This is a genomic window from Mesorhizobium sp. WSM4807 (assembly GCF_055811615.1).
The window spans coordinates 25,952-39,011 of sequence record NZ_JBVVQY010000002.1; the positions used below are offsets into that span (position 1 = coordinate 25,952).

Genomic DNA, 13,060 nt, shown 5'->3' on the forward strand with positions numbered 1-13,060 from the left:
GCGCGGTCGATCGAAGACCCCTCGGCGCAGGGATTCGGCCGCGGCACGCCAGCGGCGGTAGCGGGCACGATGTCGCACCCTGGCAAGCCATTGATATGAATGGAGAAAATACTTAAGGCGGAAGTCCCGCCCGTGGCTTGACGGGCGCGGACCCTCTAACTATGTTGCCGGCGACTTAAGAGCGGACGGACGGTGACGATCTGAACGGGCAAGGGGGTTGCGATGGCCGACAAGAATGGGCCAGACGGAACCGGAGAAACCGGCCGCGGCAAACAGCGTCAAGCCGACATCCGCGACGACGATCTTGAGCGCCGCCGGCGCGATCTTGAAGCATCGCTTGCGACAAGGCGGCCGGACCGGCTCGAGGGGAAAGACGACGCGAAAGCGGGCAGTGCGGCCGGATATGGCCAGGCGCTTAAGCTATCCAGCGAGTTCATCGCCGGGATAGTGGTTGGTGCTGGTCTTGGCTGGATCATCGACCGTGTGGCGGGGACATCGCCATGGGGTCTGATCGTTTTTTTGCTGCTCGGTTTTGGCGCCGGCGTGCTCAATGTCCTGCGCTCCGCGGGACTTATGGCGGAATTCGGACAGGGCGACAAAGCCCGCGATCCGAAAGAATGACTTGAGGCGCCGCTTGCCGGCGCAGTGAACAGGACACTAAAGCCGCGCGCGGCTTTGATGGGGATTTAAAGTGGCTGCTGACAAGGTCGATCCGATCCACCAGTTCCATATCAACAAGCTGATTCCGATCGAGATCGGCGGCTACGACCTGTCGTTCACCAATTCTGCACTCTTCATGGTCGCGACCGTCGCCGTTGCCTCGGCGTTTCTCTATCTCAGCACCTCGAGCCGCAGCCTCGTTCCTAGCCGTCTTCAGTCGGTCTCGGAAATGGCCTACGAATTCGTCGGCAACATGCTGAGGGACGCAGCCGGAACCCAAGGCATGAAGTTCTTTCCCTTGGTATTTTCGCTGTTCATGTTCGTGCTCGTTGCCAATCTGCTCGGTCTTTTCCCGTATTTTTTCACCGTCACCAGCCACATCATCGTTACCTTCGGCCTTGCCGCGTTGGTGATCGGAACCGTCGTCGTCTATGGCTTCATGAAGCACGGCCTCGGTTTCCTGAAACTGTTCGTCCCGCACGGCGTGCCGATTTACCTGCTGCCGCTGGTGGTGCTGATCGAGGTGATTTCCTTCGTTTCGCGCCCGGTCAGCCTCTCGGTTCGTCTGTTTGCCAATATGCTGGCCGGCCACATCACGCTGAAGGTGTTCTCCGGCTTCGTGGTGAGCTTGAGCGCGCTTGGCACGCTCGGTATTGCCGGATCGGTCCTGCCGCTGGCGATGGCCGTGGCACTGACGGCGCTGGAATTGCTGGTCGCCTTCCTGCAGGCCTACGTCTTTGCCGTGCTGACCTGCATGTATCTGAACGACGCCCTGCATCCCGGGCACTGACCCAGGTTGACCCAAGAGTTTCCGGCATTGCTGCCGGATGGAATTGCAACGGAATTTTAGATCCAAAGGAGTTGAACACATGGAAGCAGAAGCAGCAAAGTTCATCGGCGCCGGCATCGCATGCCTCGGCATGGGTGGCGCCGGTATTGGCCTTGGCAACATCTTCGGCAGCTATCTGGCGGGCGCATTGCGTAACCCGTCGGCCGCGGATGGCCAGTTCGGCCGCCTGATCTTCGGCTTCGCCGTGACCGAAGCGCTGGGCATCTTCTCCCTTCTCATCGCGCTTCTGGCCCTGTTCGGCTAACATTGGGAATTGGACGGGCCGGCCGCAATCAGCGGCAGGCCTGATATCAGGGGATAGTCCATGTTCGTGACATCTGCCTTTGCGCAAGAGTCCGCGCCCGCCGCCGAAGGCGGCCATGCCGGCACGGAAGGCGATACGCATTCCGGCACCGGCGTGCCTGCCGAGGCGCACGGCGTGTTCCCGCCATTCGATCCGGCGACATTCCCGTCGCAGCTTCTGTGGCTGGCGATCACCTTCGGGCTGTTCTACCTGTTCCTGAAGAAGGTGGTGATGCCGCGTGTTGGCGGCATCATCGATGTCCGCAACGACCGCATCACGCAGGATCTCGACCATGCCGCCAGGCTGAAGGGCGAGGCCGATGCAGCCGTTGCCGCCTATGAGCAGGAATTGGCGGAGGCCAAGACCAAGGCCAATGCGATCGGCCAGCAGGCCAACGATGCCGCCAAGGCGGAAGCCGAGGCCGCCCGCAAGAAGGTTGAGGCTGCGCTTGACCAGAAGCTTGGCGAAGCCGAGGCTCGCATTTCATCCATCAAGGCCAATGCCATGAAGGAAGTCGGCACGATCGCCGAGGACACCGCTTCTGCTATCGTTGAGGCGCTTGTCGGCGGCAAGGCCAGCAAGGCCGAGATCGCGGCAGCCGTCAAATCCGTGGCCCGGTGAGGAGCGCATCATGGACGCCACATCACTCGCGACGCTTTGGGCCACCGCTGCCCTCGTCATTTTCGTGGCCATTGCCGTCTACGTCAAGGTGCCTAAGCTGATCGCCAAGGCGCTTGACGCCCGCGCCGACAAGATCAGCAACGAGCTTGAAGAAGCGCGCCGGCTGCGCGAGGAGGCCCAGCAATTGCTCGGCCAATACCAGCGCAAGCGCAAGGAAGCCGAGCAGGAGGCCGCCGCCATCGTCGCCGCCGCCAAGCGCGAGGCCGACATGCTGGCTGCCGAGGCGCACAAGAAGACCGAGGACTATGTCGCCCGGCGCACCGCACTTGCCGAACAGAAGATCGGTCAGGCCGAGCGCGAGGCGATCAGCGAAGTGCGCGCAAGCGCCGTCGATATCGCCGTCGAAGCCGCACGCACGCTGCTCGCCGGCAAGATTGACGCCAAGGCGGGCGCCGACCTGTTCCAGGCCTCGCTTCAGGATGTGAAGTCCAAGCTGAACTAAGGGGATAATCTCCCCCCTCGAGGGGGGAGATGTCGCCGAAGGCGACAGAGGGGGTCGCCTCGGCGTCGCGACGCGATATCGGATAATTACGTCGAATGAAAGAGGAGGTTGGCGCTTCACGCGCGGCTACCCCCTCTGGCCTGCCGGCCATCTCCCCCTCAAGGGGGGAGAAAGCGCGACGATGGACCATCGCTTAATCCAGACCCGAAAAACTCTCTTCGTCGAGCACTTCGGTTCCGCCAAACCGGAACGGTGCGAAGGACGCGCGGTGCAGCCGCGCCACCGGTCCATGCAGCTCGATCGCGGCACGGTGGCGGACTGTGGCGTAGCCCATATGGAGTTCGAAACCATAATGCGCGTGATGGCTGCCGCAGCCGCACATCATGCGGTCGCGCATCACCTTGGCGACGATCGAGGCGGCGGCGATCGACTGCGAGCGCTGGTCGCCCTTGATCAGCGCTCTGCCTTCGCATGGCAGTCCGGGCGGCACGTCGCGCCCGTCGGCCAAGGCTAATTTCGGCTGCACTGACAAGCCGACCAATGCGCGGCGCATCGCCTCGAGGCTGGCCTTGAGAATATTGCTGCCATCGATGCCTTCGGCGCTGACCGAAGCCATCGACACGCCAAGAGCGGAGCCTAGGATTTTCAGGAACAGCGCCTCGCGCTGCAGATGGCTGAGGCGCTTGGAATCGTCGAGGCCGTCGGGAATGTTGGCGGGATCGAGCACCACCGCTGCCGCCACGACCGGCCCGGCGAGCGGGCCACGACCTGCCTCGTCCATTCCCGCCACCGGCCATAGTCCTTCGGCCATCGCCTTCGTCTCGAAGGAGAAATCGGGCCTCTCAACGATTTCGAAGAGAAGCGGAGAATCAGAACGCGCGCGAGCCATGTTGCGGCGAGGTTCGCATCGGCTCCGATTCTCCGCAAGCCCCTCCGGGTCGGGTGAGGCACCGGACCCGGAGGGCACCGTCTGCAAGCCCGGGGACAAGGACAGGCCGGACGGGATTTTTCATGTGCCGCCGGCAGCGGCGGCACACGATGTCTTCACAGCAGCATCAGTTGCTCGGTTGCCTTGGCCGCGACGACGAACTGGTCGGTCCTGAGGGACCGCCGTTCGGCGTTGAGGCCAAGCCGTTTGGCGGCGATCTCGAAGCGCCGGCCGATCTGCCAGGCATAGGGGCCGGAGCCTTTCATGCGCTTGCCCCAATCCGAATCGTAATCCTTGCCGTCGCGCATCGAGCGGATCAGCGACATGACGTGACGGTAGCGGTCCGGATAATGGCGCAGAAGCCAATCCTTGAAGATCGGCGCGACCTCCAGCGGCAGGCGCAGCACGACATAGCCGGCCTCGCGCGCTCCTGCCGCACGTGCCGAATCGAGGATGCGTTCCATCTCCTGATCGGTCAGGCCGGGGATGATCGGAGCGACCATGACCGAGGCCGGAATGCCGGCGTCCGAAAGCTGCCTGATCGCCTCCAGCCGCTTGGTCGGCGTCGACGCGCGTGGCTCCATCGTTCTGGCCAGCATCCGGTCGAGCGTCGTCACCGACAGCGCCACCTTGGCCAGACCGCGTTCGGCCATGCGCGACAGAATGTCGATGTCGCGCGTCACCAGCGCGGATTTGGTGACGATGCCGACCGGATGGCCGCGCGCCTCCAGCACTTCGAGGATCTCGCGCATGATCCGGTACTGCTTCTCGATCGGCTGATAGGGATCGGTGTTGGTGCCGATGGCGATGGTGCGCGGCTGGTAGCCGTCCTTCGACAGTTCCTTGTCGAGTAGCCGCGCCGCATCCGGCTTGGCGAACAGCCTCGATTCGAAATCCAGCCCGGGCGACAGGCCCATGAAGCTGTGCGTCGGCCGCGCGAAGCAATAGACGCAGCCATGCTCGCAGCCGCGATAGGGGTTGATCGAGCGGTCGAAGGAAATGTCGGGCGATTCGTTACGGGTGATGATGGTGCGCGGCTTTTCGACCTGCACCTCGGTCTTGAAGGGCGGCAGCTCCTCCAGCGAGTTCCAGCCATCATCGAACACATGCCGGCTGACCGGTTCGAACCGGCCGGACGGGTTGATGCCGGCGGACCGGCCGCGATTGCGGTCTGGACGGATTCGGACGCCACTCTGCTCGATCATTGCATTGGCCATCTCGGCCCTTCCAGCCCCGAAGGCGGCAATGTCGGCACGTACGATCTGTTCCATTTTTGCCCTCTCCCAACGACTGTCGGCTGGCTGTCGAATCGCTCTGTTCATGAAAATAATCCTATTTTTTCCAGCAGAACAAATCAAGAACATTTTGCGATGCGACGCAAAAACTGGCACTGCGCCCCGCATTCCGCTATTCGGCTAACGATGCTTAGCGTTCTCATCCAGACCCTGAATGACGAAGAGAGACTTGCCCGCACACTTGCCTCGCTGATTGGCGGCGCGGTCGAGGGCGTGGTGCGCGATGTCATCGTCTGCGACACCGGCTCGACCGACCAGACGCACCGCGTTGCCGAACATGCCGGCTGCCTTTATGTGGCGAGCGGCGGCATTGCTGCCGGCATCAGGCAGGCCAAGGGCGACTGGCTGCTGCTGCTGGAGCCGGGGGCGCGGTTGGCGGAAGGCTGGATCGACGAAGTCGTCGCCCACACGGCCCGGCAAACCATGCCGGCGCGGTTTTCGCGGGCGCGCGGCAGTCGCGTGCCGTTCCTGTCGCGGGTATTTTCGGGAAACCGGGCACTGGCCGAAGGGCTGGTGATCAGCAAGCGTCAGGCCGCGGCCTTATCGAAAAACGCCCGCAGCGCCGAAGCCATCGCGCGCGGCCTTGCGACCAAGAGGCTCGACGCCGAAATCTGGGTGGCGCCGGCGAAGTGACGGTCGTCACTCTCCCCATAGCGGGCGAGGGAACGTCGCGTCCTTCGTTAGGATGAGGCGGCGCGCAAGCCGTGGGCGGAAAGCGGCATGATGGAATCCGCATTGGCGCGATACTCTTGGGAGGAATGCATATGCTTGTCGTCCTGCGGGAAACTCGCGATACTCAGCAATATTCGGGGAGATTGCAGATGAATGTATCTAAATTCGTTCGTATCGCCTCGCTGGCAGCCGCTTGGTCAGTGCCGGCGATCGCTTTGGCGCAGGAATCGTCGCTTTGGTCGGTTTATGAGAACACGCTCAAATCGGCCAAGTACATCGATCTGACCCACGCCTTCGAGCCGGTGCAGCCTGTATGGCCGGGCTTCGCCAATGCCAAGTTCAAACCGACTGTCGCCGGTCGGGATATCGAGGGCTACGTCAAGGCCGGCGAAGAGTTCACCTACGACAAGCATGGATTCGTTGCGACCGCCTACGAGTTGACGACGGACCAATATGGCACGCAGCTCGATCCACCCTCCCATTGGAATCCACTCGGTGCAACGATCAGCGACCTGCCGGCCACTTATGCCGTGCGGCCGCTCGTCGTGATCGACATCAGCGGCAAGGTGCAGAGCGACGAAGGCTATCACCTCCAGGTCGCCGACATCGAAGAATGGGAAAAGGAGCACGGCCGCATACCGGAGGGTTCGGTCGTCTTCGTGCGTTCGGATTGGTACAAGAAATGGTCCGATGCCGCCCGCTTCAACCAGAAGCCGTTTCCAGGCGTCAGTTTGGACGCGCTGAAGTTCCTGCATCTGGAGCGGAAGATCCTGTTTCATGGTCATGAGCCGCTCGACACCGACACCACGCCCAATCTCGAAGGCGAACATTGGCTGCTTCACAACGACTTCACGCAGGCAGAAGGCGTTGCAAACCTCGACAAGGTGCCTGAGGCTGGGGCGTTGGTTACAATCGGCTTTGCCAAGCCGCTTGGCGGGTCAGGCGGATATGCGCGTTACGTCGCTATCGCACCCGCCGACTGGACGGAGGGGGTTTCGGTCACCGAAGTGCCTGGTGTCCCGCTTTCCCGGCAAAATGCGCCGCTCAAGCGCGACGAGAACGGCGTCTTCCGTCCGACGCCCTGATCGCTGGCGACGTCAGTCGTGAGGCCGGGCCATGGCGCGTCCCATTCCACGCGATTTGTCGCGCAAGTCGGGAGAAAAGGTCCAGACGACCAGCCCCTCCAGCGCTCGCGAAAACGTGACTGTCCCGACGATAGCCATCACAATTGCTGGCGCTATCGTGGCATGAGCGCCGATCCTGCCACGGGAGGCAGTCATGCTCCGCCTATCTGCCGCCGTTCTGCTGAGCCTGGCTTTCTGGCCGTTCGCCGCGTCGGCCCAGGAAGAGCCGCCGCCGTCGAGATGCGTTGCGATCGCCGAAGCGCTGCCGTCGGCCACCTATGCCAGCTTCACAGCGCCAAAGGCGCAGACGCCTCCGCTGGCCGAGGCTTTCGTCGACGGCGACGTTACGATCACCTATGCCGGCCATTCGACCTACATCATCGAGACGCCCGCCGGCGTCAGGATCGCCACCGACTTTTCCGGCGTTTACGGCGCTGACCCGCTGCCGCGCGTGGTGACCATGAACAAGGCGCACCGCACCCATTATTCGGACCATCCGGATCCCGCCATTGAATATGTGCTGCGCGGCTGGAATCCGGACGGCGGTCCGGCGCGGCACGCCCTTGTCGTGGACGATGTCTACATCCGCAACGTGCCGACGGATATCCGCAATGGCGGCGATCTCGGCAAGGACGGCAATTCCATCTTCATCTTCGAAGTGGCGGGGCTCTGCATCGGCCATCTCGGCCATCTGCACCACCGACTGGAGGACGCACATTACGGCGCCATCGGCCGGCTCGACATTCTTATGGTGCCTATCGACGGCGGCATGACGCTGTCGCTCGACCGGATGACCGAAATCACCGCGCGGCTCTATTCCTCGATGATCCTGCCGATGCATCGCCATGCGACTCCGATCAGCGAATTCACAGGTAGGATGGGCGACGATTTCGCAGTGGAATTCCTGTCCGGCCGGTCGCTGACGGTTTCGCTGAAGACCCTGCCCGACCGGCCGACGATCGTCATTCTCGACGGGGTTTGAATCGCTTCGTCGCGATCTTCTCCACCGTGCGCAACCTCTTCGTTCCACCTCGCTCGAAACACTCGCTGTCGCGAAATCAACGAGCCTTAATGCTCCGTCAAGCTTGCCGGAAAGTTTGCGACAGCTCCTTCCATTGTGCATTGCACAAAATATAACCGAGGGTTACCATTCCTTTGATGCGGGCGGATGGGTTTGGATAACGCCTGAGCGGTGAGCGGCCGACGCTTCGTCGACGCGGCCCTTATAGCTGAGGATGATGATGACCCTTTCAAGTCCTGACCAATCCGGTGCTGCAAGCCTCGAGTCGATTGCCCGAAACGGCAGCCTGCTGCGCCGCATTGCGGTGCGGATTCCGACCTATCTGTCGGACCTTCGCGAGAATCCGGCATGGCTGCCGATGTTTATGCTGGCGCGCACCATGCCGGCGCGGCGGTTGCATTGGCGTGGCGCAAAGCCGGTTCGACCCGCACAAAAAGACCAGGAGACCATGTTCGCCGGCGTCGATCGTGACGCGGTGGTCGGCGCGCTCCGCTCGGACGGCCTCTTTTCCGGGCTTGCCCTGCCGTCGTCGATCCACGAGGAAATCGCCAGCTTTGCGCAGCGCACGCCTTGCTTCGGCAATTTCGACCGTCGCCTGGAGTTCCTGCCGGCCGAACATGCCGAGGCCGAGAAGCACTTCGGCCGTCCCTTGCTCAGCGGCCATTTTTTCGAGCGGGTTCTCGACTGCAACGCTGCGCTTACCGTACAGCGCGACCCGCTGCTTCTCGACATCGCAGCCCATTATCTCGGCAGCCAGGCGAAGCTGATCACCACGCGCGTCTGGTGGAGCTTTCCGACGAGCTCCGTCTCCGACGCCGAGAAGAACCTGGCGTCGCTTGGCAAATACCACTTCGATCTCGACGATTGGCGGATGCTGAAATTCTTCTTCTATCTCAATCCGGTCGATGCCGAGACCGGTCCGCATGTCTATGTTCGCGGCAGCCATAATCGCCGCATCCTCAAGCATCAGATGACGCTTCTTGTCGGCCATCCCGCGGAAGAGGTTCTGAAGGTCTACGGCGAACAGAGCCCGATTACGCTGACCGGCGAGGCAGGTCTGGGCTTTGTCGAGGATCCGTTCGGCTTCCACATGGGCACCGTGCCGACGCGCAACCCGCGGCTGATGATGGAAGTCGGCTTCGGCGTTTCGCCGCCCTCGCGCCGGCGGTTCCACGGCGAGCCGGTTATTCGCTGATTTTTGGCGCTGATTTTTGGCCCGAAACAGCCTTTTGGGAACCTGGCCTAACTTGTCTTGGTGCCGCCGCGCCGCAGATGCTCGTCCAGGCGCGGCATGATCTCGACGAAGTTGCAGGGCATGTGCCGGTAGTCGAGCTGCGGCCTCAGAATGCCGTCCCAGGCGTCCTTGCAGGCGCCGGTCGAACCCGGCAGCACGAAAACGAAAGTCGCGTTGACGACGCCGCCGGTCGCCCGGCTCTGGATCGTGGAAGGGCCGATCTTGTCATAGGAAATGCGGTGGAACACTTCGGAAAAGCCGTCCATGCGCTTTTCGAAGATCGGCTCCAGCGCCTCCGGCGTCACATCGCGGCCGGTAAAGCCGGTGCCGCCGGTGGTGACGACGACATCGATCGCTTCGTCCTTCGACCAGCCCAGAACCTTGTCGCGGATTTTTTCGCGGTCGTCGGTGACGATGTCGCGGGCGGCCAGGATATGGCCGGCCTCCACGATGCGGTCGGCCAGCGTTTCGCCGGATTTGTCGTCGGCGAGGCTGCGCGTATCGGAAACGGTCAGCACCGCGATGCGCACGGGAATGAAGGAGCGGCTCTCGTCAATCCTGGCCATGCATGTCAGCCTCCGATGTCATGCTTCGCGTCGCGGCGACGAACCAGTCGGGATGGCGGCTGCGGATATCGACGGCCGCGCGCTTGGCGACATTGCCGGTCTCGAACAGCCCGAAGCAGGTTGCGCCGGAACCGGACATCCGGGCGAACCCCGCTCCGGCCTTGTCGAGCACCGACAGCGCCTTGCCGACGGCGGGTTGGATCGCCCGCGCCGCGGGCTCGAGATCGTTGCGGGTGATCTCCAGCCAGTTGCGGATACTGTGGAAGTCGAGGCTGCGCGGCAGCGGCGGCAGTCCCTCATTGTTACGATCGGAAAGCGCATTGAACACGTCGGCCGTAGAGATGGCAGTGCCGGGATTGACGAGAACCAGCCCGAGTGCGGGAAAGCCCGGCACGGCCGACAGTTCGTCGCCAACGCCACGCGCGATCAATGGCTTTGCCGCGAGGCACATGGGAACGTCGGCGCCAAGCGAGAGGCCGATCCGCGCCAGGTCGGCGTCGTCGAGGTCCAGTCTCCATGTCTCAGCCAGCCCGCGCAGCACCGTTGCGGCGTCGCTCGACCCGCCGCCGACGCCCGACGCGACCGGCAGGTTCTTTTCGAGCCTGATGGCGACCGGCGGCATATGCCGCTGACCGGCCTGCTCTCGCAACGCGTTGCGCGCTTTCACGACCAGATTGCCGTCATCGAGCGGGACCGCGGAGGCGTATCGGCCCGACACGGAAAACCCGTCGCTGTCGGCAATCTCGATCTCGACCCTGTCGCCGAAGCGCGTGAACACCGCCAGGCTCTCGATCATGTGATAGCCGTCGGCGCGCCTGGCGGTGACGTGCAGCGCGAGATTTATCTTGGCATGTGCATGCAATGCCCGAACGGTGATGCCGGAATCCGCTGTGTCAGTCGCGAGAGAGATGATGTCAGTCCTTGGCCAGACGGTATTCGCCGGTCTTCGGGTCCTTGACCAGCGTGCCCATTGTGCCGTTGGTAGCCTGTTTTTCGGTGCGCCGTATCTTGGCCGTCACGCGCTCGGCTTCCCTGATGAAGGAGCGATAGCCGAAATAGGCGAGCAGGCCGACTGCGATGAAGAAAATGATCTGTGGCATGTCAAACTCCTTCCTCGCAAGGCCGGCTGCGGTGGCCGGTCGGGTCGGTCAAGCTCTTAAGTTAGACGCTTTTGCCGGTTTTTCAAAGCCCGAAGCGCGCCCACAGCGCGCGCTCTTCCGCCGCATCGATCACGCCGCTTGCGGCAGCAGCGGCGATATCGGGCGCCGAAAAGCCCCACTTGCTTGAGCCGAACCAGCCGAAGCGGCCGAACAGGCCGCGCGGCGCCGTGATCAGTTTGAGCTGGGTTTTGGGCCCGAAACGGGTCTTCAGCACGCTGCGCATATCGCCGAGCGCATCGACAAGGCCGAGCTCCAGCCCCTTCTTGCCGGTCCAGAACAAGCCGGTGAATAGGTCCGAGTCGTCCTTGAGCTTGGGACCGCGCCGGTCCTTGACGAGGTCGATGAACGTCTCGTGGACATCGAGCTGCAGCGCCTTCAACCGCTCGATATCTTCCTTTTTCTCGGGCTTGAACGGATCGAGCACCGCCTTGTTCTGGCCGGCAGTATGGACGCGGCGCTCGACGCCGATCTTCTTCAACAGCTCGGGAAAGCCGAACGAGGCCGACACCACGCCGATCGAACCGACGATGGAGGACGGATCGGCAAAGATCTCGTCGCCGGCGATCGCGATCATGTAGCCGCCCGAAGCCGCCACGTCCTCGACGAAGACCAGTACCTTTTTGTTCTTCTCGGTCGCCAGGTCGCGGATGCGTCTGAAGATCAGCCGCGACTGCACCGGCGAGCCGCCCGGCGAATTGATCGAGATGGCGACCACGGGCGCATCGAAGCAAAACGCCTTCTCGATAGGGCCGGCAGTGGATGCGAGCGACAGGCTGGGCCGGAACTGGCCGCCGCCGGGCATGATCGTGCCGTGCAGCCGGATGACGGGAATGACGACGATGTCGGAACGCCAGGATTTCGGCAGCAGGCGGTTCAGGAAGCGTTTCACGGGGTCTCCGCTCGATTGGCTTGAAGGCATGTAGGGATTCGCCGGCCAACGGCAATGCCGCGCCGCCGGCCGGTAGAAAAAGGCTCAGTCGCCGAACAGCGAAGCCAGCCCGTTGTTGATCATCTCGGTCCGCTCGGTTGGGCCGTCGCCTGATTGTGCATGCAGCATCAGCGGCGGGCGGATCGACAGTTTTCCGCGTGCGCCGAGTATTGCCCTGACGACAATGCGGATCGCCGCTGCCTCGGGGCGAGGGTGGACGGCCAGCATCTCGGCGTCGCCGAAGCGGCCTGATATCGCATCGAGGATGGCGCCGAGCTGATCCGGCCGGGCAATCACGGCAAGACCACCGCGCGGCCTGACCACGGCAGCCGCACTTCGGATCCAGCTGTCGAACAGCCCGTCCTCCATGACATGCGCCGCCTTTCTGAGCGGGTCGGGCGTGGCGCGATCCTCGGCGGCATTGAAGGGCGGGTTCATGATGACGAAATCGAAGGAATTGTCGGCAAGCCCGGCGGCTGTTCGCGCTTGGCCCGACAGCGCGACATCGGCGGCGAGCACCGAGGCGCGGTCGTTGAGATGCGCATTGCCGGGGTGGGCAAGCGTCGTTGCGGCGAAGGCAGCCATTTCCGGAGACCGTTCGATGAGCACGGCCTCGGCATCAGGACAGCGCGACAGCACGGCCAGGCCTGCGGCGCCGGCACCCGCGCCGAAATCGGCAAGGCGCCCGGCGAAGGCGGACGGCACGGAGGCCGCCAGCATCATGGCGTCCATGCCGGCGCGATGGCCGGCCTGTTTCGGCTGCACCAGCCAGAACCGCCCGCGATGGAAGGCATCGACCGTATGCGCCGGCGTGTCCTGGACAAGGGTGGCGCGCGCCGCGGACATTATGTCTGGCGCATCTCGTTGGCGATGCCGGCATCCGTCAGGATGCGCCGCGCCGCATCGGCCTGGTCGGCATCGACCATGATGCGCCGGGGCAGGATGCCGATCGAACCGTCGAGCACGCTCATGTTCTGGTCGGCGACGAAACAGCCGATGCCGGCATCGCGCATCAGTGATTCGACAAATGAGATGATCACGGCATCGTTGGTGCGGATAAGCTCTATCATCGGACGAAACTCGCAGGTTGCAGCGTCTATGTAAACGTGGGTGGCTCCCGCCGCCACCTCGACCGCGCCAAATCGCCTCTTGCCGTGCCTGTGGGTGCCGCCCTAGAGTCTGCAGCGGTATCGGGGTGCCGTCGTGCGCGTGACTT

General features: G+C 63.2%; 17 protein-coding genes. 9 read left to right on the forward strand and 8 right to left on the reverse strand.

Translation table 11 applies throughout. The features are described from left to right. Nucleotides 1–222: 222 nt before the first annotated feature. The 5 genes from AC0L3N_RS02415 (at nt 223) to AC0L3N_RS02435 (ending at nt 2,916) form a co-directional block, all read left to right on the forward strand. The gene (locus AC0L3N_RS02415; RefSeq protein WP_023799399.1) at nt 223–621 is read left to right on the forward strand and encodes an AtpZ/AtpI family protein; all 399 of its coding nucleotides are present in this window, start codon (nt 223–225) and stop codon (nt 619–621) included. Nucleotides 622–691: 70 nt separating this feature from the next. Further along, nucleotides 692–1,450, forward strand: coding sequence for a F0F1 ATP synthase subunit A (locus AC0L3N_RS02420; protein WP_123147023.1), 759 nt, complete (start codon nt 692–694; stop codon nt 1,448–1,450). A gap of 79 nt (nt 1,451–1,529) precedes the next feature. Then, nucleotides 1,530–1,754: a F0F1 ATP synthase subunit C gene (locus AC0L3N_RS02425; protein WP_023799397.1), complete on the forward strand. Its 225-nt coding sequence runs from the start codon at nt 1,530–1,532 to the stop codon at nt 1,752–1,754. A gap of 60 nt (nt 1,755–1,814) precedes the next feature. Beyond that, entirely contained in the window at nt 1,815–2,414 is a 600-nt protein-coding gene (locus AC0L3N_RS02430) for a F0F1 ATP synthase subunit B (protein ID WP_123147024.1), read from the forward strand. A gap of 10 nt (nt 2,415–2,424) precedes the next feature. Then, the gene (locus AC0L3N_RS02435; protein ID WP_473545332.1) at nt 2,425–2,916 is read left to right on the forward strand and encodes a F0F1 ATP synthase subunit B; all 492 of its coding nucleotides are present in this window, start codon (nt 2,425–2,427) and stop codon (nt 2,914–2,916) included. Between the two features lie 193 nt (nt 2,917–3,109). Here AC0L3N_RS02435 and AC0L3N_RS02440 read toward each other — a convergent pair whose 3' ends face one another. Both AC0L3N_RS02440 and AC0L3N_RS02445 read right to left on the reverse strand, forming a co-directional pair. Further along, nucleotides 3,110–3,805, reverse strand: a complete 696-nt coding sequence (locus AC0L3N_RS02440) for a ribonuclease HII (RefSeq protein WP_123147026.1) — start codon at nt 3,803–3,805, stop codon at nt 3,110–3,112. A 155-nt stretch (nt 3,806–3,960) separates the two neighbouring features. Further along, nucleotides 3,961–5,115, reverse strand: a complete 1,155-nt coding sequence (locus AC0L3N_RS02445; RefSeq protein WP_292186664.1) for a PA0069 family radical SAM protein — start codon at nt 5,113–5,115, stop codon at nt 3,961–3,963. Between the two features lie 150 nt (nt 5,116–5,265). Between AC0L3N_RS02445 and AC0L3N_RS02450 the strand changes: the two genes are divergently transcribed. The 4 genes from AC0L3N_RS02450 to AC0L3N_RS02465 all read left to right on the forward strand — a co-directional run bounded on the left by AC0L3N_RS02450 (nt 5,266) and on the right by AC0L3N_RS02465 (nt 9,151). After that, nucleotides 5,266–5,772, forward strand: a complete 507-nt coding sequence (locus AC0L3N_RS02450) for a glycosyltransferase (RefSeq protein ID WP_095491071.1) — start codon at nt 5,266–5,268, stop codon at nt 5,770–5,772. 188 nt (nt 5,773–5,960) lie between these two features. After that, entirely contained in the window at nt 5,961–6,896 is a 936-nt protein-coding gene (locus AC0L3N_RS02455) for a cyclase family protein (RefSeq protein ID WP_473545335.1), read from the forward strand. A 193-nt stretch (nt 6,897–7,089) separates the two neighbouring features. Next, nucleotides 7,090–7,917 (forward strand): MBL fold metallo-hydrolase, encoded by an 828-nt coding sequence (locus AC0L3N_RS02460; RefSeq protein WP_473545337.1) that lies wholly within the window; start codon nt 7,090–7,092, stop codon nt 7,915–7,917. A 259-nt stretch (nt 7,918–8,176) separates the two neighbouring features. After that, nucleotides 8,177–9,151, forward strand: a complete 975-nt coding sequence (locus AC0L3N_RS02465; protein ID WP_473545339.1) for a phytanoyl-CoA dioxygenase family protein — start codon at nt 8,177–8,179, stop codon at nt 9,149–9,151. Between the two features lie 47 nt (nt 9,152–9,198). Here AC0L3N_RS02465 and moaB read toward each other — a convergent pair whose 3' ends face one another. The 6 genes from moaB to AC0L3N_RS02495 form a co-directional block, all read right to left on the reverse strand. After that, nucleotides 9,199–9,756, reverse strand: coding sequence for a molybdenum cofactor biosynthesis protein B (moaB, locus tag AC0L3N_RS02470; RefSeq protein ID WP_473545341.1), 558 nt, complete (start codon nt 9,754–9,756; stop codon nt 9,199–9,201). After that, a complete protein-coding gene (locus tag AC0L3N_RS02475) occupies nt 9,743–10,633 on the reverse strand; it encodes a 4-(cytidine 5'-diphospho)-2-C-methyl-D-erythritol kinase (RefSeq protein WP_165848498.1) in 891 nt (296 codons plus the stop codon). The genes moaB and AC0L3N_RS02475 overlap by 14 nt, the downstream gene beginning before the upstream one ends. Nucleotides 10,634–10,670: 37 nt before the next feature. After that, the gene (locus AC0L3N_RS02480; RefSeq protein ID WP_095491078.1) at nt 10,671–10,856 is read right to left on the reverse strand and encodes a hypothetical protein; all 186 of its coding nucleotides are present in this window, start codon (nt 10,854–10,856) and stop codon (nt 10,671–10,673) included. Nucleotides 10,857–10,938: 82 nt separating this feature from the next. Next, complete coding sequence (locus AC0L3N_RS02485) at nt 10,939–11,805, reverse strand: S49 family peptidase (RefSeq protein ID WP_473545343.1); 867 nt, start codon at nt 11,803–11,805, stop codon at nt 10,939–10,941. 84 nt (nt 11,806–11,889) lie between these two features. After that, nucleotides 11,890–12,690, reverse strand: coding sequence for a tRNA1(Val) (adenine(37)-N6)-methyltransferase (locus tag AC0L3N_RS02490; RefSeq protein WP_292186688.1), 801 nt, complete (start codon nt 12,688–12,690; stop codon nt 11,890–11,892). Then, nucleotides 12,690–12,914, reverse strand: coding sequence for a putative signal transducing protein (locus AC0L3N_RS02495; RefSeq protein WP_095491081.1), 225 nt, complete (start codon nt 12,912–12,914; stop codon nt 12,690–12,692). The genes AC0L3N_RS02490 and AC0L3N_RS02495 overlap by 1 nt, the downstream gene beginning before the upstream one ends. Between the last annotated feature and the right edge of the window lie 146 nt (nt 12,915–13,060).